The organism is Nitrospira tepida, from assembly GCF_947241125.1.
Lineage (GTDB): Bacteria > Nitrospirota > Nitrospiria > Nitrospirales > Nitrospiraceae > Nitrospira_G > Nitrospira_G tepida.
Window position 1 is genome coordinate 48,450 of the sequence record NZ_OX365700.1, and the last position, 20,213, is coordinate 68,662.

18 protein-coding genes are annotated in these 20,213 nt (G+C 62.3%); 14 read left to right on the forward strand and 4 right to left on the reverse strand.

What is annotated here, in order from left to right:
* Positions 1–8 precede the first annotated feature (8 nt).
* The 4 genes from QWI75_RS00200 (at position 9) to QWI75_RS00215 (ending at position 2,063) form a co-directional block, all read left to right on the forward strand.
* On the forward strand, positions 9–434 hold the full coding sequence (locus QWI75_RS00200; RefSeq protein WP_289266661.1) for an OsmC family protein: 426 nt from the start codon (positions 9–11) through the stop codon (positions 432–434).
* Between the two features lie 73 nt (positions 435–507).
* On the forward strand, positions 508–1,218 hold the full coding sequence (locus QWI75_RS00205) for an HAD family hydrolase (protein ID WP_289266662.1): 711 nt from the start codon (positions 508–510) through the stop codon (positions 1,216–1,218).
* A 35-nt stretch (positions 1,219–1,253) separates the two neighbouring features.
* Entirely contained in the window at positions 1,254–1,640 is a 387-nt protein-coding gene (locus QWI75_RS00210) for a rhodanese-like domain-containing protein (protein WP_289266663.1), read from the forward strand.
* Positions 1,641–1,685: 45 nt separating this feature from the next.
* The gene (locus QWI75_RS00215) at positions 1,686–2,063 is read left to right on the forward strand and encodes a cation:proton antiporter domain-containing protein (protein WP_289266664.1); all 378 of its coding nucleotides are present in this window, start codon (positions 1,686–1,688) and stop codon (positions 2,061–2,063) included.
* On the opposite strand, the gene QWI75_RS00220 is transcribed toward QWI75_RS00215, so the two are convergent.
* On the reverse strand, positions 2,060–2,449 hold the full coding sequence (locus QWI75_RS00220) for a hypothetical protein (RefSeq protein WP_289266665.1): 390 nt from the start codon (positions 2,447–2,449) through the stop codon (positions 2,060–2,062). The genes QWI75_RS00215 and QWI75_RS00220 overlap by 4 nt on opposite strands.
* 707 nt (positions 2,450–3,156) lie before the next feature.
* On the opposite strand from QWI75_RS00220, the gene QWI75_RS00225 reads away from it, so the two are divergent.
* From QWI75_RS00225 to QWI75_RS00270, 10 genes are all read left to right on the forward strand, one after another.
* Positions 3,157–3,411 carry a hypothetical protein gene (locus QWI75_RS00225; protein ID WP_289266666.1) on the forward strand — a complete coding sequence of 85 codons (255 nt, stop codon included), beginning with the start codon at positions 3,157–3,159 and terminating at the stop codon, positions 3,409–3,411.
* Between the two features lie 112 nt (positions 3,412–3,523).
* The gene (locus QWI75_RS00230; RefSeq protein ID WP_289266667.1) at positions 3,524–3,754 is read left to right on the forward strand and encodes a hypothetical protein; all 231 of its coding nucleotides are present in this window, start codon (positions 3,524–3,526) and stop codon (positions 3,752–3,754) included.
* A gap of 17 nt (positions 3,755–3,771) precedes the next feature.
* Entirely contained in the window at positions 3,772–4,971 is a 1,200-nt protein-coding gene (locus QWI75_RS00235; protein WP_289266668.1) for an efflux RND transporter periplasmic adaptor subunit, read from the forward strand.
* An 8-nt stretch (positions 4,972–4,979) separates the two neighbouring features.
* Entirely contained in the window at positions 4,980–8,216 is a 3,237-nt protein-coding gene (locus QWI75_RS00240; RefSeq protein ID WP_289266669.1) for a multidrug efflux RND transporter permease subunit, read from the forward strand.
* 169 nt (positions 8,217–8,385) lie between these two features.
* Entirely contained in the window at positions 8,386–9,321 is a 936-nt protein-coding gene (locus QWI75_RS00245; RefSeq protein WP_289266670.1) for an MBL fold metallo-hydrolase, read from the forward strand.
* An 81-nt stretch (positions 9,322–9,402) separates the two neighbouring features.
* A complete protein-coding gene (locus QWI75_RS00250; protein ID WP_289266671.1) occupies positions 9,403–10,989 on the forward strand; it encodes an alpha-keto acid decarboxylase family protein in 1,587 nt (528 codons plus the stop codon).
* Between the two features lie 39 nt (positions 10,990–11,028).
* Positions 11,029–12,738 carry an electron-transfer flavoprotein:ubiquinone oxidoreductase gene (locus QWI75_RS00255; RefSeq protein ID WP_289266672.1) on the forward strand — a complete coding sequence of 570 codons (1,710 nt, stop codon included), beginning with the start codon at positions 11,029–11,031 and terminating at the stop codon, positions 12,736–12,738.
* 82 nt (positions 12,739–12,820) lie between these two features.
* A complete protein-coding gene (locus QWI75_RS00260; RefSeq protein WP_289266673.1) occupies positions 12,821–13,624 on the forward strand; it encodes an electron transfer flavoprotein subunit beta/FixA family protein in 804 nt (267 codons plus the stop codon).
* Between the two features lie 35 nt (positions 13,625–13,659).
* Positions 13,660–14,652 carry an electron transfer flavoprotein subunit alpha/FixB family protein gene (locus tag QWI75_RS00265; protein ID WP_289266674.1) on the forward strand — a complete coding sequence of 331 codons (993 nt, stop codon included), beginning with the start codon at positions 13,660–13,662 and terminating at the stop codon, positions 14,650–14,652.
* Positions 14,649–16,712, forward strand: a complete 2,064-nt coding sequence (locus QWI75_RS00270; protein WP_289266675.1) for an NAD(+) synthase — start codon at positions 14,649–14,651, stop codon at positions 16,710–16,712. The genes QWI75_RS00265 and QWI75_RS00270 overlap by 4 nt, the downstream gene beginning before the upstream one ends.
* A gap of 191 nt (positions 16,713–16,903) precedes the next feature.
* On the opposite strand, the gene QWI75_RS00275 is transcribed toward QWI75_RS00270, so the two are convergent.
* Genes QWI75_RS00275 through QWI75_RS00285 form a run of 3 tightly spaced genes read right to left on the reverse strand, consistent with a single transcriptional unit; the run spans position 16,904 to position 20,179 of the window.
* A complete protein-coding gene (locus QWI75_RS00275; protein WP_289266676.1) occupies positions 16,904–18,058 on the reverse strand; it encodes an acyl-CoA dehydrogenase family protein in 1,155 nt (384 codons plus the stop codon).
* Positions 18,059–18,067: 9 nt separating this feature from the next.
* The gene (locus QWI75_RS00280; protein ID WP_289266677.1) at positions 18,068–18,685 is read right to left on the reverse strand and encodes a V-type ATP synthase subunit D; all 618 of its coding nucleotides are present in this window, start codon (positions 18,683–18,685) and stop codon (positions 18,068–18,070) included.
* Between the two features lie 6 nt (positions 18,686–18,691).
* Positions 18,692–20,179 carry a V-type ATP synthase subunit B gene (locus tag QWI75_RS00285; protein ID WP_289266678.1) on the reverse strand — a complete coding sequence of 496 codons (1,488 nt, stop codon included), beginning with the start codon at positions 20,177–20,179 and terminating at the stop codon, positions 18,692–18,694.
* Between the last annotated feature and the right edge of the window lie 34 nt (positions 20,180–20,213).

A 20,213-nucleotide genomic window follows, 5' to 3' on the forward strand; every position in this document is an offset into this window, starting at 1 on the left:
AGTTCACAATGAAACGACACGCATCAGCCATCTGGCAGGGTGATCTGAAAACCGGCAAGGGCACGGTATCCAGCGAGAGCGGCGTCCTGTCGAAGACGCAGTATTCCTTCGGCACCAGGTTCGAGAACGGTCCTGGCACAAATCCTGAAGAACTGATCGCAGCCGCGCACGCCGGCTGTTTCACCATGGCCCTGTCCGGGCAGTTGGGGAACGCGGGATTGGTGGCGGAGAAACTGGAAACGACGGCAACGCTCACGTTTGAAAAGCTGGACGCGGGCTGGACGGTGACCCAGATTCATCTGGATGTGAAGGGCAAGGTTCCGAAGGCCGATGCGGCGGCCTGGGAGAAGGCTACGAGCGCCGCCAAGGCCGGCTGCCCGATCTCGCGGCTGCTCAATACGACGATCACGATGGACGCGAAGCTGGAAGCATGACCATGAGAACCATCGATCGCAAGGTTTCACCAACAGGACGCGCTGGATCCCTGATCAGGCGGGAGGTGAGGTGATGGAGCGGGCGCTTCGCCGCAACAGAGGCCTCGCCTTTCTGTTCGACCTCGATGGAACATTGGTGGACAGTGTCTACCAGCATGTCCTAGCCTGGAGGGAGGCGACGCAAGCTGCAGGCATCGAGCTGCCCGTCTGGAGGATTCACCGGCAGATCGGGATGAGCGGCGGCCTGATGTTGGCGGCGCTATCGCGGGAAACCGGACGATCCCTCTCGAAGCAGGATGTCGAGCGCATCCAGGGCGTGCATGCCGAGGTCTACGCCAAACAGGCCCCGTCGCTCCGCGTCCTGCCGGGCGCGCTGGAACTGCTGGATGCGTTGAGGACCCATCGGGTTCCTCACGCCATCGCGACCAGCGGGCGGCTCCAGAGCGCGCGGCACGCGCTGAGGTTGTTGAAGCTAAGCACGGACGTGCCGATCATCACGCGCGACGATGTCCGGTTCGCCAAGCCCGATCCCGACCTGTTTCTCGCGGCCGCGAAGCGCCTCCGCGTCCCGATGAATCGATGTGTCATCGTCGGGGACAGCGTCTGGGACCTCTTGGCAGCCCGGCGGGCCTTTGCACTGTCGGTGGGTCTGCTCTCCGGCGGGTACGGGCGGGAAGAGCTGGAACGGGCCGGCGCCTACCGGGTCTACCAGGACCCGGGTGAATTGCTCCAGCACCTCGATGAAGTGGGGTTGCGAATCAGCGCGTCAACGGCATCATCATAATCAAATCACCGTCACCGCATGACAGGGGGAGAACCATGGCCACGACAGTCAAGATTCCCAGCGCAGCGAAAGCGAAGAAGTATTTTCAGGACAAGATGGCCTTCACGACCGGGCCGGTCGAATTGGAGCGATGGGTGAAGCAGGGCCAGCCGGTGCACATCGTCGATGTGCGGGCCGCCGAGGACTATGCGGAAGGCCACATTCCAGGAGCCGTCAACCTGCCCAAGACGGAATGGGACAATGCCAAGCTGGTCAAGGCCAAGCTCGACAAAAAGAAGATCAATGTCCTGTATTGCTATTCCCAGGTGTGCCACCTGGCGGCGACGGCGGCGGTGGAGTTCGCCAAGCAAGGCTATCCCGTGATGGAGCTGGACGGCGGCTGGCGCTGGTGGAAGAACGACGGGTTCGACATCGAAAAATGAGCCGACGCGTCTTGCGTCGTGACGGCGTTCGGCGGCGGCAGGCGAATGGACAGTCTGCATCAGCTTGAGATCGTGATCCTGCTGCTGGCCGTCGTCCTGGCCCTGACGACGGTCGCGCAAAGAATTCTGATCCCCTACCCGATTTTGCTGGTGATCGGTGGGCTCCTCTTGGCCGTCATCCCGGGGGTGCCCACCGTCGCGCTCAACCCGGACCTGGTCTTCCTGGTGTTCCTGCCGCCCATCCTCTGGGCGGCCGCCTACTTCACCTCCCTGCGCGACTTTCGCGACAACCTCCGCCCGATCTCGCTGCTGGCGTTAAAGTCAATACCCATGACTGACCCCAAATCTAACCGATTGGCGTTGAGCCGCGCCGCGCTAGGAACGATAACACCAAGCGCAGCGTCGGCTCCAACGCCTGGTTAGGCCGCATGCCATCCATAATAGCAATAGCCGCAGCCACATGCGCCACAACGGCACAAGATCCAATGGCAAACGGAACACTCAGGATCCACAGCGCTGTCCAATGGGTGGTGACAGGCCCAGCAGTGCGCCCATCGATGTGACCATCGAGTAGAAGGTCCCGATCCCCTGTACCCCCCACCCAGGTCCTTCAGGCGCAACTCATGCCGTTCGACCTGCTCCTTTCGCTCTTCGGCAGCGATTGCTGCGAGTAGCTCAGGATATTCCCGGACGAGAGCATTGACCTTGTTGGCTTCGATGACCGGGATCTGGATTTGAGTTTTCTCATCGTACCAGTTGGAGTCGTGATAGTAGTACATGCGCCCATCGATGACAAATTTCTGTCGCATAAACGACCTCCTCAGATTGCGATTGCCCAAGTGAAGAACGCGTTCCCCTCCGGCCAGTCGTCACGATGACAGCAGGAGAATGGGAATTGCGCTCGAACGACGAATGAGCCCAGGTGCCTGTTGCAACGAATTGGGCTTTACTTGGAGTCGCGCTTGAGGAGGGCTCTCTTTTTGGCGGGGTTGGCTGCGCTTTTGGTGGCGTCTTATCTACCGCTCTCGGTTGGCGGATTTGTTGCGCCTGATTTAGCGTCTTATGTGCCGCTCTCTATTGGCCCGTTTGTTTTGGCGACGTTTCCTTTTCGCCCAATGTGTATTGTAACCGGCGGCCCCGATCGACTGCAAATCTTGCGAGTGGCGCCCTAACTATTAAGTAGATTGGTCAGCCTGTCCCGGCCAACCAGCCTCTTGCTTTCGGCCAATTCTAATAATCTTTTTTGGTACTTAGCAAGAAATCTCTCAGCCTTCCGGAGCCCGACAAACACTGCAAATCTGGTCAGCCTATCCCGGTGTCCCGGCATGGGTGTAAAGCGGGACATTCTACTTTTCTACGCGGGTGCGCGGGCGGCCGGCGCGGCGCTGTCCCGCTTGAGCGAGCTGACAGAGGAAGACTGGCCGAAGCGCGATCACCTGGAACGGTTGCGCCCTGGCGCATCCGGGCAACCGACCGGGATCATCGGGACTGGCCGAAGCGCGATCACCTGGAACGGTTGCGCCTCCACTATGGCCGCCGCCGGCAACGGTTCGCGCCCTCTGCCGACGTGGCCCCCGAGTGCAAAAAGGAGACGAACAAGGCCTTTCTCCGGCTGCGGCAGGAGACCCTCACCGCCGAACGGCTGGCCCTGATCCGGCTCCGCGACGAGGGCACGATCAGCGACGAGGTGCTCCATCGCCTGGAACAGGAGCTGGACATCGAGGCGCTCCGCCTCGGCTTGGGCGAGCAACGGGTCGAGGAGAGGCCTTGACGGACCGTCAATGATGGAACCAAATTCCAGAGGGTTTCAGGCGAGACGGCCCTTCGCTGCGAGCAAGCGTCCGTTGATCATTGGAACAACGAAGGGCTAAGATCGGGGACCGATGGAACGCTCATCCGACAGGATTCGTCTGGTGATCCTCAAGGGCAGTGTGCGTCCCGGCAACTATACGGGCATGGCGGCCGCGCTGGTGGAGGACGAATTGAAGCGACATCCGCGGGTGTCCGTCGAGACCATCGACCCGGTGCATCGTCGGCATTTAGCCGTGCGGCAAAGCATCGAACGAACAGCGAAGAGATGGAATGTCGAATCGGCTTTCTTGTCGCGCGAATGATCACAGGATAATCACGTATGATCAGCAAGGCCGCTACGAGTCTCACGATATGGTTTGCCCTGTCGTTCCTGATCGCCGGCTTCCTCGGGTGCAAGCAAGAGCCAGCCTCATCTGCTCCCCGCCCCGTTCCTGAAGTGCAGGTCCTCCCGGTTTCGTACCAAACGGTTCCGGATGAACCGGAGTTCATCGGGCAGGCGGAGGCCTCCCGGATCGTCGAGATCCGTTCGCAGGTGACGGGGATCATGAAGGAGCGCTTCTTCACCGAAGGGCGCGATGTCCGTAAAGGCGATCCGCTCTATCGCATCGATCCGGTCCCCTTTCAAGCCGCCTATCTCAGTGCGAAGGCGCGGGTGTCCCAATCTCAAGCCAGGCTGGTGCAGGCCCGTCAAAACCTGGCCCGCGTCAAGCCGCTTTTGGCCGAGCAGGCCGTGAGTCAAAAAGATCTTGACGACGCGGTGGCCGAAGAACTGGCGGCCAAGGCGGCGCTCGAAGCGGCGAGGGGCGACGTGGTGAAGGCCAAGTTCGACCTCGACAATACGCTGATCGTCGCACCCATCGACGGCTTGATCGAACGGACCCGCTATTACGAAGGCCGGCTGGTCACGGCCCAGACGGACCTGCTGACCGTGATTCATCAGATGGACCCCATGTACGTCATCGTCAGCGCGCCCGAGAGTTTCCTGCTCAAGCGCCGGCGCGACATCATCGCCAAGCGCATCCAGCATCCGGGGATCTACCAACTGACGGGCGTGATCACGTTCGTGGACGGCACGGTCTACCCGCACCAGGGCATTCTGGATTTTGCCGATGTTGGCCTGCGCGCGGAAACGGGATCGCGGCAGGCGCGGGTCGTCTTCCCCAACCCCGATCGCGTGCTGATGCCCGGGCAATTCGTGACGGTGAAGTTCCACGGGGTCTCCAAGCCCAATGCCATCCTGGTTCCGCAACGGGCCGTGCAACAGGGCGCCAAGGGGCCGGTGGTCTATGTGGTCGGCGAGGGAGACAAGGTGGAGCTCCGCGACGTCAAGGCCTCCGTCTGGCGGGACAAGGAATGGCTCATTGAAGATGGGTTGCGCGAGGGCGAGCGGGTCGTGGTGGATGGATTCCAGAAGGTGATCCCGGGCGCTCAGGTCAAGCCCGTGCAAACGACGACGGCGCCGAAGGCCCCGGCGGAAGGGACAGCACCGCTACCGCCCGGTCCCCACGGTTCTCAATAGGACGCGCCATGAGTCCGACCTTCTTCATCGACCGGCCGATCTTCTCGTCGGTCCTGTCGATCGTCATCGTCGTGGTGGGACTGGTGGCGATGCAGGTCCTGCCCGTCTCCCAATTCCCGCCGATCACGCCCCCGATGGTCCAGATCGAAGCCGATTACCCCGGCGCCAGCGCCGAGGTGGCGGCCGAGTCCGTGGCGCGGCCGATCGAGCTGCAACTGCCAGGCATCGACAACCTCCTGTACTTCGATTCGACGAGCACGAACGACGGGCACGTGACGATCCGGCTGACCTTCGAGATCGGCACCAACGTCGATATCGCCCAGGTCCAGACGCAAAATCGCCAGAAGCTGGCCGAGCCGCAATTGCCGCCGGAAGTGATCCGCCAGGGGATCTCCGTCAAGAAGATGTCTCCCGACCTGCTGGCGGTCATGGTCCTGCAATCCGCCGACCCGCAACAGGACGCCTTCACCCTGGCCAATTTCGCCATCCTGCGCATCATCGACAACATCAAGCGATTGCCCGGCGTCGGCGATGCGCTGGTCTATGGCCAGCAGAACTACAGCATGCGGCTGATCCTCAACCCCGTGCGCATGGCGCAATTGAACTTGACGCCGACGGACATCATCACGGTGGTGCGGGAGCAGAACCGGGATTTCCCGTCCGGGACGGTCGGGCGGGAGCCCATCCCGGGCGGCACCGAGCTGACCCTCCCGCTCATCACGGACGGCCGGATGTCGGAGGTCGGCGAGTTCGAGGAGATGATTGTCCGCGCGCTGCCGAACGGCTCGATCGTCCGGCTCAAGGACGTGGCGCGGATCGAGCTGGGCGCGCAGTCCTATGTGCTCGAAGGCCGCTACAAACGAAAGCCGACCGCCCTGCTCCTCACGTTTCTCTCGCCCGGCGCCAATGCCCTCGATACGGTGAAGCGGATTCGGGAAGAAATGGACCGGCTCGCCAAGGTCTTTCCGCCCGGCGTGACCTACGACATCCCCTACGACACGACGCGCTTTGTGGAGGTCTCCATCCGAGAGGTCGTGGCCACGTTACGGGATGCCATGATCCTGGTGCTGCTGGTCGTCTACCTCTTCCTTCAGAGCTGGCGCGCGACCGTGATTCCCGCCGCGGCGGTCCCGGTGTCCTTGATCGGCACCTTTGCCGGCATGGCGGCGCTCGGGTTTTCGATCAACACGCTGACGCTCTTCGGCCTGGTCCTGGCCATCGGGATCGTCGTCGATGACGCCATCGTGGTCGTCGAGAACGTGGAACGCCACATGGCGAACGGGCTCTCGCCGAAGGAGGCGGCGAAGAAAGCCATGGGTGAGGTGACCGGACCGGTGATCGCGATCGTGCTGGTGCTCTGCGCGGTCTTCGTGCCGGTGGGATTCCTGGGCGGCATCACCGGCCAACTGTACAAGCAATTCGCGATCACGATCGCGCTCTCCGTCATGATCTCGGGCTTCGTGGCCTTGACGCTCAGCCCCGCCCTCTGCGCTCTGGTGCTGAAGCCGGGTCATAGCCAACCGAAGGGCTTCTTCGGACTCTTCAACCGGCTGTTCGATTGGGTCCAGGTTCGCTATGGCACGGTCGTGGGCCTGACGCTGCGGCACAGCCTGCTCTCGCTGGCCCTGTTCGCCACGGTGATCGCGCTCGCCGTCCTCCTGTTCAGGACCATCCCGATGGCCTTCCTGCCGGAAGAGGATCAAGGGTACTTCATTACGATCGTGCAGTTGCCGGACGGCGCCTCGAAGAAGCGGACTGATGCGGTCCTCGACAAGATCGAGGCGTACTACCTCGGCTTGCCGGCGGTCTACGGCACGCAAGGCCTGTCGGGACAGAACTTCGTCTTCAACACGCGAGGCACCAATACCGCGACCATGTTCACGCCCCTCAAACATTGGGATGAGCGAACGGGCAAGGAGCACCATATTAAGACCCTGATCGCCGGGGCGTTCCGGGAATTTGCCAAGATTCCGGAGGCGCTGATCCTGGCCTTTAACGCCCCGTCCATCAGAGGATTGGGCGCCACAGGCGGGTTTTCGGCGCAGGTGCAGGACCCGAGCGGCGGGGACTTCAAGAAGTTTGCCGCGGCGGCCGAGCAGTTTGTCGCGAAGGCCAGGCAGGATCCGGCGATCGGCGCCATCAGTTCGAGCTTCCGGGTCAGCGCGCCACGGGTGCAGGCCAAGATCAACCGCGAGCGGGCCAAGGCGCTGGGCGTGCCGATTTCGGAAGTCTTCGACACGCTCCAGGCCTTTTTCGGCAACTTCTACATCAACGATTTCGTGAAGTTCGGCCGCGTCTACCGCGTGCAGACCGAGGCGGAACCGCAATACCGGACCACTCCCGCCGACATCAGCAAGATTTACGTGCGCGCGCTGAACGGGCAAGGACCGAGCATGATCCCGCTCGACACGGTGGTGACGACGACTTACAACAGCGGCCCCGACCCGGTGACGCACTTCAACGGCTTCAATACCGCGCTCGTGCTGGGCGCTGCGGCGCCGGGCTACAGTTCCGGCCAAGCCTTGGACGCCTTGGAGCGGGCCGCGCAGGACGTCCTGATTCCGCAAGGGTTCGACCTTGATTGGAGCGGCATCTCCTACCAGGAGCGCAAGGCCGGCGCCGAATCGGTGCTGGCCTTCGGGTTCGGGCTCCTCATGGTGTTTCTCGTGCTGGCCGCGCAATATGAAAGTTGGACCGTGCCGTTCGCGGTGATCCTGGCCGTCCCGTTCGGGGTGTTCGGCGCCCTGTCGGCGGTGTGGCTCTCGGGCATGTCGAACGACATTTACTTTCAGATCGGCTTGGTGACGCTAATCGGCCTCTCGGCCAAGAACGCGATCCTGATCGTGGAGTTCGCCAACCAGCGTTATGAGCATGGCATGCCGCTGCGCGACGCGGCGATGGAAGCGGCACGGCTGCGGTTCCGTCCGATCGTGATGACCTCGATGGCCTTCATTCTCGGCGTGGTTCCGCTGGTGATCGCAAGCGGGGCGGGCGCAGCCAGCCGGCATTCGATCGGAACCGGGGTGATGGGCGGCATGATCGCGGCCACGTTTCTGGCCGTTGTCTTTGTGCCGTTGCTGTTCGTGCTCGTTCGGAAACTCACCCCGCGCAGCGCTGCGCGACCGGGAGGACCCTCGGCATCCCCCTCGCCGCCCGCGCAGCCGCAGGGAGACGGCGAGTCCCGCTTGCGGAGTGCGGAAAGCCGACCGATACATGCGACAGAAAATGTTCCGCTCCGCGGGTGACCCTGGGTGGTGAGCTGTCTCCCCTCACCGTCTCCTCTCCGGGGTGCCCGTTGCTCCGGGACCCATTGCGCTTTGCGAATGCAATGGGTGCTCGGCAACAGGCCGTGTGAGAGGGGGACGCAATGCGAGCCATAGGAAATGATCACGGCGATTGGACAGGAGGAGGGACATGGCAAGCGGAGACCGCACAGTGAGCCGTTCTTGCGCGATCAAAACCGAAACAAGACCGCGGGGCCATCTTGCCCTGTGGGGACTCCTGCTGCTCCTGGCCGGATGGCTCTCGGGCCAATCATCTGAAGCGGCGGCTCAATCGTCCCGTCCCGACGATGAGATCACGAAGCTGGCCGATGACGTCTATCTGTTTCGGCACCGCTTCCACCAGTCCATCTTCATTACCACGCCCAAAGGCGTGATCGTCACCGATCCGATCAGCCTGGAGGCCGCGACCTGGCTGAAGGGCGAAATCAAGAAGCTCACCGACCAGCCGGTGCGGTATGTGGTTTATAGCCACGATCACAACGACCACATCACCGGGGGGAGCGTCTTCGCCGACACGGCCGTCTTCGTCAGCCATGCCGCGGCCAGACCGAAAATTCTGGAAGAAGCGGATGCGAAGATTCCGGTCCCGGATCTCACCTTTACCGATCGGCTGTTCATCGATCTCGGCGGCAAGCGGGTCGAGCTGATCTACACCGGCCGGAACCACTCGGACAACAGCCTGGTGGTGCTGCTTCCCCAGAACAAACTGCTCTTCGCGGTGGACTTTATTCCGATTGAAACCGTCGCCTACCGGGCTCTGCCGGACGGTTATCCCGATGACTGGATCGAGTCGCTGAAGAAAGTCGAGCAACTGGACTTCGAGACGCTCGTGCCGGGCCATGGCAAGGTCGGCAAGAAGGAGCATGCGCGCCTCTTTCGCGGCTATCTGGAAGATCTTCGCGCCGCCGTGCAGGAGCAGGTGCAGAAGGGCGCGAGCCTGGAGGAGGCGAAGAAGACCGTCCGTCTTCCCAAGTACGAGCAGTGGCAACGATACGCGGAATGGTTCCCCGAGAATGTCGAAGGGATGTATCGCTATCTCTCCGAGCGTCGAAAGGGACAGCCCTGACATCTTTTATAACGAGGATGAGCAGCAGGGCCTGCGAACAATTGATGCGCCGGGCGATGCGCACGGTATAATGAGGCTGCCATGCGTCTGGCTCCCTTACTGCTCCAGAGACTATTCGACCTTGGTGCTGCCCATGCATTCGGCATCTCAGGCGATCATGTGCTCCCGCTCTACGAAGCGCTAGCGGACAGTCCTATCCGCTCGATCCTGACCACCCATGAGCCTTCAGCCGGATTCGCCGCTGATGCCTACGCGCGCCTCAAAGGGATCGGAGTGGCGATCGGTACCTACGGCGCCGGCGTCCTCAACATGGTCAATCCGATCGCCCAGGCCTACGCGGAAAAATCTCCGGTGCTCGTTCTCAGCGGCGCGCCCGATATGGCCGGTCGGGACCCAGATCTGCTGATCCATCACAAGGTCAAGACGTTCGACACCCAGCGACGCGTGTACGCAGAGATGACCGCCGCCAACGCAGTCCTGGATGATCCGAAGACCGCGGCTCGCGAGATCGACCGGGTGCTCGATGCGATGCAGCGCGAAAAGCGGCCGGGATATCTGGAAATCCCTCGCGACATGGCGTGGGCCGACATCGGCGTAGCCGAGGCGTGGACGGCAGTTGCTCCGCAGCGGGATCAGGCGGCGTTGACGGAGGCCATGCAAGAAATTGCAATACGGTTCAACCGGAGCCAGACCCCGGCGATTCTAGCCGGTATCGAAATTATGCGACTGGGTCTTCGGGATGACCTGATCAGACTAGCCGAGCGCTACAACCTGCCGGTGGCCACTTCGTTCATGGGAAAGGCGGTCTTTCCAGAGCATCATCCGAATTTCATCGGGACCTATATGGGCGCGGCCAGCCATCCGTACGCACGGGAGATGGTTGAGGGATCCGACTGCCTGCTCATGTTGGGGGTATGGCTGACCGACACCGAGACCGGACGATTCACGAGCGTGATCGCTCGCGGGACCTTGATGCAGGTGTTGGCCGACGAGGTTGTCATCAGCCGGCACCGGTATCACCACATCGGGCTCGCAGAGATTCTGCCCGCGTTGTTGAACCACTCGGAGATCAAATCGCGGGAATTTCGCAATGACTATCGGCCGGAACCCCCGGAACCGGACAATCAGTCCTTGGTCGCCGCAGTCTTTACCGAGTTGAGCTGCCTGGACGACAGTCGCTATATCTTCACGACGGACACCGGCGACTGCCTGTTCGGGTCGGTCGCATTGAATGCCGAGACCATCCTGAACCCTGGCTACTATACAAGCATGGGGTTTGGCGTGCCGGCTGTGTTGGGCGCGGGGCTGGCCGTCCCGGACTCTCGACCGGTGGCGTTGGTGGGCGACGGCGGGTTTCAGATGACCGGCATGGAGCTTGGGACGTTGGTTCGGTATGGGGTCGACGCGATCATCATTGTGCTCAACAACGGAGGATATCGAAGTCTGGAGGCGTTGGGGGGAAGGCGGGCCGTGTGGGATATCCATCCCTGGGATTATGTGGCGGTGGCCAGGGCCTTAGGGGCCGAGGGCACACGCGTGCATACACCGGAGGAGTTCAGAACCGCCCTGAGGCAGGCAGGTGAACGGACCGGGGTCTTACTGATTGAGGCGGTGCTCGCTCCTGATGATATTTCACCCACGCTCCGAAGGCTGGGCGGGAAAGGCTGACCGTCAAACTGGTGGCACGGGCCTTCAGAGGACAGGTCGATGGATGAAGCCCTGCAGATCCTTGAAGTGGACATCCTGTTCGTCGGGGGAGGGCCGGCCAACCTCTCGGGGGCGCTTCGCCTGACTCAGCTCATCGCGAACCATAACGCTCTGGTTTCCGCCGGCGAGACATCGGGCCCTCCTCTGGCCCCGCGAATCGCGTTGATCGAGAAGGGGCGCGATGTCGGCGCGCATGCGATCTCGGGCGCCATCTTCGATCCGATCGCGCTGGAAGAATTGCTGCCGGATTATCGCGAGCGAGGCTTTCCCTTCTCGCTTCACGTGACGCGGCACGGCCTGCGGTACCTCACGACCGAAGGGTCGGTCCGGCTGCCCAATGCGCTGCTCCCACCTTCCGACCGGCAGGACCACTGTTATATCGGCTCCCTCCAGAAATTGAACCTCTGGCTTGCAGAGCAAGTCGAAGCCGCTGGCGTCTACCTGTTTCCCGAGACCTGCGGAGTGCAGATCCTCTACGACGGAACGACGGTCCGCGGGGTGCAAACCGGCGCCAAGGGACTCGATGCCGGCGGCGGCAGGAAAGCCAATTACGAGCCGGGCACCGACATCCACGCCAATATCACCGTTTTTGGCGAAGGCCCTTATGGAACGTTGGCCGAGGATTTGATCCATCGGTTCAAGCTCCGCGAAGGCCGCCATGCGCAATCCTACGCCCTGGGCGTGAAAGAGGTGATCCGAGTGAAGTCGGGAGGGTCGCCGGGTCTCGCGATGCATACGATCGGCTACCCGCTTGGCTCCCGTGTCTTCGGTGGAGGGTTCTGCTACGGCCTCGACGAGAACCTGTTTGCGGTGGGCATGGTCTGCGGGCTGGATTGGGACGATCCGCAGATGGATGTCCACGCCCAACTCCAGCGGCTCAAGAAGCATCCCTTCATTCAGCAGTTCATCAAGGGCGGCGAGGTCATCGCCTATGGAGCCAAGACGCTCCCCGAGGGCGGCTACTTTGCCGTTCCGCGACCGTATGTCGACGGCGCGTTGCTCGTGGGCGACTCGGCCGGTTTGCTGAATGTCCCCTATCTGAAGGGGATCCACTATGCGATGAAAAGCGGCATGTTGGCGGCCGACACGATATTCAACGCCTTGCTGCACAACGACGCGTCCGCCGCGGGGCTCTCGTCCTATGAAGCCCGACTGGCCTCCTCGTACGTCATCCAAGATTTGTATCGGGTACGGAACTTCCGGCGTGCCTTCGCCTACGGTCGCCTGCCGGGCCTGCTCCTCGGAGGCCTGACGATGTGGACCGGACTCGGTCCATCCAAGCCTGCAGGCGTCCGGGAGGATTTCAGACACCTGCGACCGCTCGACCAAGCGGCTCGAGGCCGATGGGTTTCCGCGCCGGCCCGGTATGACGCCGGAGTGCTGGTTGACAAGCTGACCGATGTCTATCATTCTGGCACGCAACATCGAGAGGATCAGCCCTCACACATCCAGATCCTCGATCCAACGCGTTGTCTGACAGACTGTATCGCTCGATTCGGGGACGCGCCCTGTACGCATTTCTGCCCCGCCGGGGTCTATGAGGTAGTCGGCGAAAGAGCCGGATGCCGCATTCAGATCAACTTCGCCAACTGCGTGCACTGCAAGACCTGCGTGATCAAGGATCCCATCGACGTCGTCCCGGGAGATCAGGTGCAGAACATCGTCTGGCGTGCGCCTGCGGAGGGAGGACCGCGCTATCAGGGGCTGTAAATAGGCCGTATACCGGCCTCCGTTATCCGCCATCGGATGACGGGCCACGGATTGCGGACTGCGGACAACGGGGAACGGACCGATGAAGCTCGTCGCCTGTGTGAAACAAGTACCGGCCACCGACTCGAAGCTCGTCATCAAGGACGATGGGACCGATATCGAACGATCAGGCCTCAGCCTGGTGATAAATCCCTACGATGAGTTCGCCGTTGAAGAGGCGCTCCGGATCAGAGAGCGGCTCGGCGCCGGAGACGTGACCGTTGTTTCGCTGCGCCAGCATGCGGCTCAGAAGCCGGAGGAAGCCTTGCGAACGTGTTTGGCGATGGGCGCTGACAACGCGGTCTTGTTGAGTGATCCGGCTTTCGAGGGAGGCGACAGCTATACGACGGCGCTGGCGCTGGCCGCGGCGCTCAGGCGTCTGTCCTTCGACCTCCTGCTGTTCGGCAAGCAGGCGGTGGATGACGACTGTGGGGCCGTGGGAATTCAGGTCGCAGAGATGCTCGGTATTCCCCATGTCGCGGTGGTGAACAAGCTGGAAGTCGGGGCCCAGGGTCGCTGCATTGTGGCCCACCGCCAAATCGAAGGGGCGGTCGAAGTGGTGGAGGCGCCGCTCCCGGCATTGATTACCTGCCAGAAAGGCCTCAACGAGCCTCGCTATCCGTCGCTCTCCGGCATCATGAAGGCCAAACAGAAACCGCTGGAGATCTGGAACCGGGAGATGATCGGCCTCGAAGCCGGGACAGTTGGCGCCGCCGCAGCACAAGTCAAAGTCGTTCGCCTGGAGTCTCCGCCGGCGCGACCGGCTGCTCGAATGATTTCCGGCGACGCGACCGCTGCGGTCACGGAACTCGTGCGGTTGCTTCATGAGGACGCGAAGGTGATCTGACGGAAACGTGGCACGCGAGGTGTCCGGAGCAAGGAATGGCCAATCCGATCCTGGTCTTCTGCGAGCAACGCGACGGCCATCTGAAGAAGGCGGGGCTCGAAGCCTTAGGTCAGGCCTGCCGCCTGAGCAAGGCAGGTGGCCGGGACGTGGTCGCGCTTGTTGTCGGCTCCTCCGTCAGCCCCCTCACTCAAGAGCCGGCCAGTCATGGGGCCTCACGAATCGTGATCGCGGAGGACCCTGCGCTCTCGTCTTATTCATCCGAACTTTTTACGACAATTGTGGCGGACCTCGCCGCCGGGCTTAAGCCGGTCGCCATCCTGATGGGCGCGACCGCCATGGGCAAGGACCTCGCTACGAAGGTAGCGGCAAGGCTCAAGAGCGCCGTGATCCAGGACTGCGTGGCGCTGGAAATGGAGGCTGATGGCTCGCTGATCGCCACCCGGCCGATCTATGGGGGGAAACTGCGAGCGGTGGTGAAGCCGACGAATCCGCTCATGCAGGTCGTGACGCTCCGCCCGAACATCTTCTCACTGTTGGAATCGAAGCCCGCATCCGATGTTCCGATCGAAAGGCTCGCGGTCTCGTTCGACGGCACTCGACCGATGGCGAGAATCCGCGACGCACGCGCAACGGCGGACGACAAGAAAGAATTGACCGAGGCCTCGATCATCGTTTCGGGAGGCCGAGGCCTCAAAGGGCCGGATAATTTCATCCTGCTCGAAGAGCTCGCGGCGGCGCTTGGAGCCGCCGTGGGAGCCTCGCGCGCGGTGGTCGATGCGGGCTGGAGGCCGCATCGCGACCAGATCGGACTCACCGGAAAGACCGTCTCACCGCAGCTCTATATTGCCTGCGGGATCTCGGGAGCTATTCAACACCAAGCCGGGATGTCGTCCGCCCGGACGATCGTGGCGATCAACAATAACCCCAACGCCCCGATCTTCAAACTCGCCACCTATGGCATCGTCGGCGATCTCTTTGAAATCGTCCCGCTGCTGACCGAAGAAGTGAAGAACCTGAGGGCCGGATGAGCTCGCTTGGCGCCAAGACCCCGTTCGAGAATATCTATTCGCATGGCTTCGTTCGGGTGGCGGCCTGCACGCCAGGCGTCGACGTGGCTCGCCCGGCATTCAACTTGGACCAGACCGCGACCCTTGCGCGCGCGGCCTCGGCGCAGAAGGCGGCGCTGGCCTTGTTCCCCGAGCTCGGCCTGTCCGCGTACTCGAACGAGGATTTGTTCCACCAGGACGCCTTGCTGGACGCCGTCGAGTCGGCGATCTCCCAGCTCGTTCACGCCAGCCGCGAGTTAATCCCCGTGGTGATTGTGGGAGCGCCGATCCGGGCGGAGAGCAAGCTCTTCAATTCTGCGCTGGTGATCTATCGGGGCAGAATCCTCGGTGTCATACCAAAGACGTATCTCCCCAACTACCGTGAGTTTTACGAGAAGCGACAGTTCGCCTCGGCTCGGCATGCGCGTTCAAACCGCATCATGGTGTGCAATGAGCCGGTCCCGTTCGGCAACGACCTCATCTTCGAAGCCGCCAACCTCGCGGGCTTTGCCTTCCACGTCGAGATCTGCGAAGACCTGTGGGTCCCGATTCCGCCCAGCACCTACGCGGCCTTAGCCGGGGCCACGGTGCTCGCCAATCTGTCAGCCAGCGATATCACGATCGGCAAGGCCGACTACCGCAAACTGCTCTGCGCCTCGCAATCGGCCAAGTGCATAGCCGCCTACCTCTATTCGGCGGCCGGCCCGGGAGAATCCACGACGGATCTCGCGTGGGACGGGCATGCGTTGATCTATGAGAATGGGGATCTGTTGGCGGAGTCGACGCGGTTTCCCAAGCAGCCCGGGTTGATCACGGCCGACATCGACCTTGATCGCCTACGCCAGGATCGGATGCGGATGACCAGCTTCACCGACTGCGGCGCGGCCCAGCGTGAAGCTGCATCTCCCATGCGTCGCGTGACGTTCGAGTTCGAGGTTCCGCCGGGCGCGGTCCCTCTAGAGCGGCCCGTGGAGCGGTTCCCCTACGTGCCCAGCGATCCGGCGCACCGCGACGAACGCTGCGCAGAAGTCTACCGCATCCAGGTCCAGGGGTTGATCAAACGCCTGGAGGCCACTCGGATCGAGAAGGTGGTGATCGGGGTTTCGGGAGGATTGGACTCGGCGCAAGCGGCCTTGGTGGCCGTCGGCGCCTGTGATCAGATGAAACTGCCTCGCGCCAACATCTTGGGGTACTCGTTGCCCGGCTTCGGCACGAGCCGCCTCACCCAGGAGAACGCGCGCGAACTCATGCAGGCGCTGGGAATCGGCTGTCAGGAGATCGACATCCGTCCGTCGGCCCAACAGGTGCTCAAGGATCTTGGGCATCCGTTCAGTCGTGGGGAATCGGCCTACGATGTGACGTTTGAAAACGTCCAAGCCGGCCAGCGCGCGTCCCACTTGTTCCGGCTGGCGAACATGCATCAGGCGCTCGTCGTCGGGACGAGCGACCTGTCCGAACTGGCGTTGGGGTACACCACCTACGGGGTGGGGGACCATATGTCGCATTACGGCGTGAATGCGTCCGTGCCTAAGACCCTGATCCAGCATCTCATCCGCTGGCTCATCAAGACCCAGCAGTTCGATCAACGGACCAGAACGGTGCTTGAGCGCATCGTCAACACCCGCATCTCTCCCGAGTTGGTGCCTGGCGCGAGCAGCGAGCCGGCGCAACGCGCGGAGGCTGTCGTTGGTCCCTACGAACTGCAGGATTTCAACCTGTACTACTTCAGCCGGTTCGGGTACCGTCCCAGCAAAGTGGCCTTTCTCGCCTGGAAGGCTTGGGGAGATCGCCTGCGCGGCGCGTGGCCGGATACAGTCCCCGTTGATCAACGCCGTGAATACGACCTCGCCACTGTGCGCAAGTGGCTTGAGGTCTTTATCGTTCGCTTCTTCGAGTTCAGCCAGTTCAAGCGCTCGGCCATGCCCAACGGCCCCAAAGTGGGGTCCGGCGGTTCGCTGTCGCCTCGCAGCGACTGGCGCGCGCCCAGCGACGCGCGCGCCGAGGTCTGGCTACACGAACTGCGCGAGCGCTGTCCGCCGTGATCCCCGTACAATAGCTTCCTGGCCGAGTCCGACGCACTCGTTGAGGTCGGGGCGGGTCCGCCATCGTCCGGACTCATCACTCTTGATGCCCTCGGCCGTTCTGCGATCTGGATGGATGTGGGGTCAAGACGCGTGACTCGCCAGGCGGGATACTTGGGCGACCGTTGCTCGGGTGGAACCATGCTCTTCGCTCACGAAAAGGCCCTGATCCCCAGCACGTGCGAGCCGATCAACAGTTTCTGAATCTGCGACGTGCCTTCATAGATCGTCGCCACTTTCGCATCGCGGTAATACCGCGCGACCGGCGTTTCCTCGGAATAGCCATATGCCCCGAAGACCTGAACCGCGTCGGTTGCCGCCCGCCCCGCCGCTTCAGAAGCGAAGTACTTCGCAATGGAGGTTTCGATCGTGTTGGGAAGACCTTGGTTCTTCAGATATCCGGCCCGGAATACGAGCAGGCGCGCGGCATCCAAATCCACCGCCATGCGGGCGATCATGTCCTGCACCAGTTGAAAGCTTCCGATGGGCCGGCCGAATTGCCGGCGCGTCTTGGCGTATTCCGTACAGGCATTCAGACAGCCCTGTATGATGCCCACGCACCCGGCCGCGACGCTGTATCGCCCGTTGTCCAAGGCGGACATGGCGACTTTGAAGCCCTGTCCGACCGCTCCCAACAAGGCCGTCTCCGGCACCGAACAGTTGTTGAAGATCAGTTCTCCCGTATCCGAGGCGCGAAGCCCGAGTTTGTCCGTGATCGGCCTCGTTGCCAACCCTGGTGTGCCTTGGTCCACGAGAAAGGCCGCAATGCCGTCGTGGCCGTTGCCGGGGCCGGTCCGAGCAAAGACCAATGCCAGGTCGGCCACCGTCCCGTTCGAAATCCAGGTCTTGGTTCCGTCGAGCACCCACGCGGTCCCGCGCTTCACGGCAGTGGTTTCCATCGAGGCCGGATCGCTGCCCGCGTTGGGCTCTGTAAGGCCGAAGCAGCCCAGCATCCGACCGGCGCACAGGTCGGGCAGGTGCCGACGCTTCTGTTCCTCCGTTCCCCATTTCAAAATCGTGAGCGCGACCAGCGAGACTTGAACCGACAGGGTGGTGCGAAGCGAGGAGTCGGCGCGTCCCACCTCTTCGGTGAGGATGGCGTGGCTGATGTAATCCAGACCTGAGCCGCCGTACTCTTTTGGGATCGGCCCTCCGAGGAAACCCATTGCAGCCATGCGGTTGATCAACTCACGCGGAAACCGTCCGGCTCGATCGTTCTCCCCCGCGACCGGTGCGATCTCCTGCTCGGCGAATCGCCGCGCCGTTTCCCGTATCAATCGCTGCTCGTCGGTCAGCTCGAAATCCATGTTGCTCCTTTATCCTCCACTCTTGAATCGTTTCATCCTGAACAGGTCTTCCCGCTCGCGCTCTTCGAGGGCCTGTCGAATGTTTCTGACCTCTCGGGTCAGCGCGGGGAGCACCACTTCATTGAGCGCATTGATCCGGCGCGTCACCTTCTTGATTTCCGATCCCAGCTTCTTCAGCCGCATCTCCACCGCCACGCTGCGAAGGATCAGCTCCAGCGCCTGTTCGAAGCGCCGCGCCGTTTCGTCCACGTAGCTGGACTCTCCTGAGGGGGCGTACCCCCGGGCGTCCCACGCCCGGCCCACCGGGGCGTAGCGGACTTCCGAAAACCTGACGCCCCACACGTTGCGCTCGGTCAATTCGATGGACAACGTCCGCTTTGCCGCATGGCCGGCCGATCGGAGCGGCGCGCGGCCTTCCATGCCGAGCGCCAGCGTCAGCGTCGCCAGGGCGTGCCCCATCACGGCTTCCATTTGCGTCCGGCTTTCCGCCGCACGGTCCATGACGGCGAAGAACTCCCGCACCAGCGCCTCGCGCTTGCTGCGGAGCAGCTCCAGTCCCCGCCGAACGACCTCGCCCCGCCGCTTCAGCAGCAACAAATTCATTCTGGTGCGGCCGACGCTTTCCATAGGTCGTTAATCGTCAATCGTCATTCGTGTAAGGCCGGTATTGTCTTCAGGTACGATTGACGCTTGCCGAGTGACGTGTGACGTTGGCCCGTAATACCGTTCAATCAACTCCGGCTTCAGCCTGGTCAACCGCTCTTGCGGCAGATATCGCAAGAACTTCCACCCGAGGTCCAAGGTCTCTTCAATCTCACGAACACGCGATCCTTGGTTGACGAAGTGCTGCTCAAAGTCCTGGGCTAGCTTCAAGAAGCGCTTGTCGGACTCACTCAGACCGTCCTCGCCGACGATGGCGGCAAGACGCCGGACATCTCGCCCCTGGGCATAGCAGGCATAGAGTTGATCAGCCACCGCCCGATGATCCTCGCGCGTCTTGCCGGGACCGATCCCGAGATTCATCAGCCGCGACAGGCAGGGCAGCACATCGATGGGCGGAAAGACGCCTTTGCGATGCAGCTCGCGTGACAGCACAATCTGTCCCTCCGTGATGTACCCGGTCAAATCGGGGATCGGATGAGTCAGATCATCGTCCGGCATGGTGACGATGGGAAGCTGCGTGATGGACCCGGCTTTGCCCTTGATCCGTCCGGCCCGCTCATAGATAGAGGCCAAATCAGAATACATATACCCGGGGTAGCCTCGCCGGCCTGGGATCTCCTCACGGGCCGTGGCGATTTGACGCAGCGCGTCACAGTAGGCGGCCATGTCGGTCAGGATGACCAGCACGTGGCGACCGAGCGTGAACGCAAGGTACTCAGCCACGGTCAGGGCAAACCTCGGTGTCAGGAGCCGTTCGATCGTCGGGTCATCGGCAAGGTTGAGGAACATGACGGTGTGCTCCATGACCCCGCCGCGCTCGAACTCATCGAGAAAGAACGAGGCTTCCCGGAACGTGATCCCCATCGCCGCAAAGACAATCGCGAACGAAGGGGACTGTCGCCCTTCTTGGCCTCCCGAGGCCGGCGGCTGTCCCCGCACCTTGGCGTGGCGAACGATCTGAGCGGCGACTTCCTTGGCCGGCAGGCCGGCCCCGGAGAAAATCGGCAGCTTTTGCCCGCGCACCAGCGTGTTCAGCGCGTCAATCGTGGAGATCCCGGTCTGAATACAATGCGAGGGTTTGTCGCGCGCGACCGGATTCAGGGGCTGTCCGACGATGTCCACGCGGGCGTCGGGAATGATCGACGGCAGACCGTCGAGCGGGACGCCGGCACCGCTGAAGCGCCGCCCCAAGAGATCGGGCGAAAGATCCATTGCGGCGGCCGATTCCGTGAGCCGGACTCGGGTCCCGGTCACTCCCAAGCCCGTTGTCTCCTCCAGCACTTGGATCACGGCATGCTGTTCGGACAGCTCGATGACTTGACCTCGCCGGGCCTCCCCGGTCGCGAGAATGATCTCAACCAGCTCTCCAAGGGAAGCCTTGGTCAGCTTCTCCGCAAAGAGGAGCGGTCCGGCAATGCCGCTCACGGTCCGATATTCGCGGGTGATCAGATCATCCATCTTCCACCACCGACTTGCCCACCTGACGCCTCCG

What these genes read in the sequence shown, in the direction of transcription:
- QWI75_RS00280 (WP_289266677.1), bottom strand. Translation starts at nt 18,685, where the DNA reads ATGGAAAGCGTCGGCCGCACCAGAATGAATTTGTTGCTGCTGAAGCGG.
- QWI75_RS00270 (WP_289266675.1), top strand. Translation starts at nt 14,649, where the DNA reads ATGAGCTCGCTTGGCGCCAAGACCCCGTTCGAGAATATCTATTCGCAT.
- QWI75_RS00210 (WP_289266663.1), top strand. Translation starts at nt 1,254, where the DNA reads ATGGCCACGACAGTCAAGATTCCCAGCGCAGCGAAAGCGAAGAAGTAT.
- QWI75_RS00275 (WP_289266676.1), bottom strand. Translation starts at nt 18,058, where the DNA reads ATGGATTTCGAGCTGACCGACGAGCAGCGATTGATACGGGAAACGGCG.
- QWI75_RS00220 (WP_289266665.1), bottom strand. Translation starts at nt 2,449, where the DNA reads ATGCGACAGAAATTTGTCATCGATGGGCGCATGTACTACTATCACGAC.
- QWI75_RS00240 (WP_289266669.1), top strand. Translation starts at nt 4,980, where the DNA reads ATGAGTCCGACCTTCTTCATCGACCGGCCGATCTTCTCGTCGGTCCTG.
- QWI75_RS00215 (WP_289266664.1), top strand. Translation starts at nt 1,686, where the DNA reads ATGGACAGTCTGCATCAGCTTGAGATCGTGATCCTGCTGCTGGCCGTC.
- QWI75_RS00200 (WP_289266661.1), top strand. Translation starts at nt 9, where the DNA reads ATGAAACGACACGCATCAGCCATCTGGCAGGGTGATCTGAAAACCGGC.
- QWI75_RS00265 (WP_289266674.1), top strand. Translation starts at nt 13,660, where the DNA reads ATGGCCAATCCGATCCTGGTCTTCTGCGAGCAACGCGACGGCCATCTG.
- QWI75_RS00285 (WP_289266678.1), bottom strand. Translation starts at nt 20,179, where the DNA reads ATGGATGATCTGATCACCCGCGAATATCGGACCGTGAGCGGCATTGCC.
- QWI75_RS00235 (WP_289266668.1), top strand. Translation starts at nt 3,772, where the DNA reads ATGATCAGCAAGGCCGCTACGAGTCTCACGATATGGTTTGCCCTGTCG.
- QWI75_RS00250 (WP_289266671.1), top strand. Translation starts at nt 9,403, where the DNA reads ATGCGTCTGGCTCCCTTACTGCTCCAGAGACTATTCGACCTTGGTGCT.
- QWI75_RS00260 (WP_289266673.1), top strand. Translation starts at nt 12,821, where the DNA reads ATGAAGCTCGTCGCCTGTGTGAAACAAGTACCGGCCACCGACTCGAAG.
- QWI75_RS00255 (WP_289266672.1), top strand. Translation starts at nt 11,029, where the DNA reads ATGGATGAAGCCCTGCAGATCCTTGAAGTGGACATCCTGTTCGTCGGG.
- QWI75_RS00205 (WP_289266662.1), top strand. Translation starts at nt 508, where the DNA reads ATGGAGCGGGCGCTTCGCCGCAACAGAGGCCTCGCCTTTCTGTTCGAC.
- QWI75_RS00245 (WP_289266670.1), top strand. Translation starts at nt 8,386, where the DNA reads ATGGCAAGCGGAGACCGCACAGTGAGCCGTTCTTGCGCGATCAAAACC.
- QWI75_RS00230 (WP_289266667.1), top strand. Translation starts at nt 3,524, where the DNA reads ATGGAACGCTCATCCGACAGGATTCGTCTGGTGATCCTCAAGGGCAGT.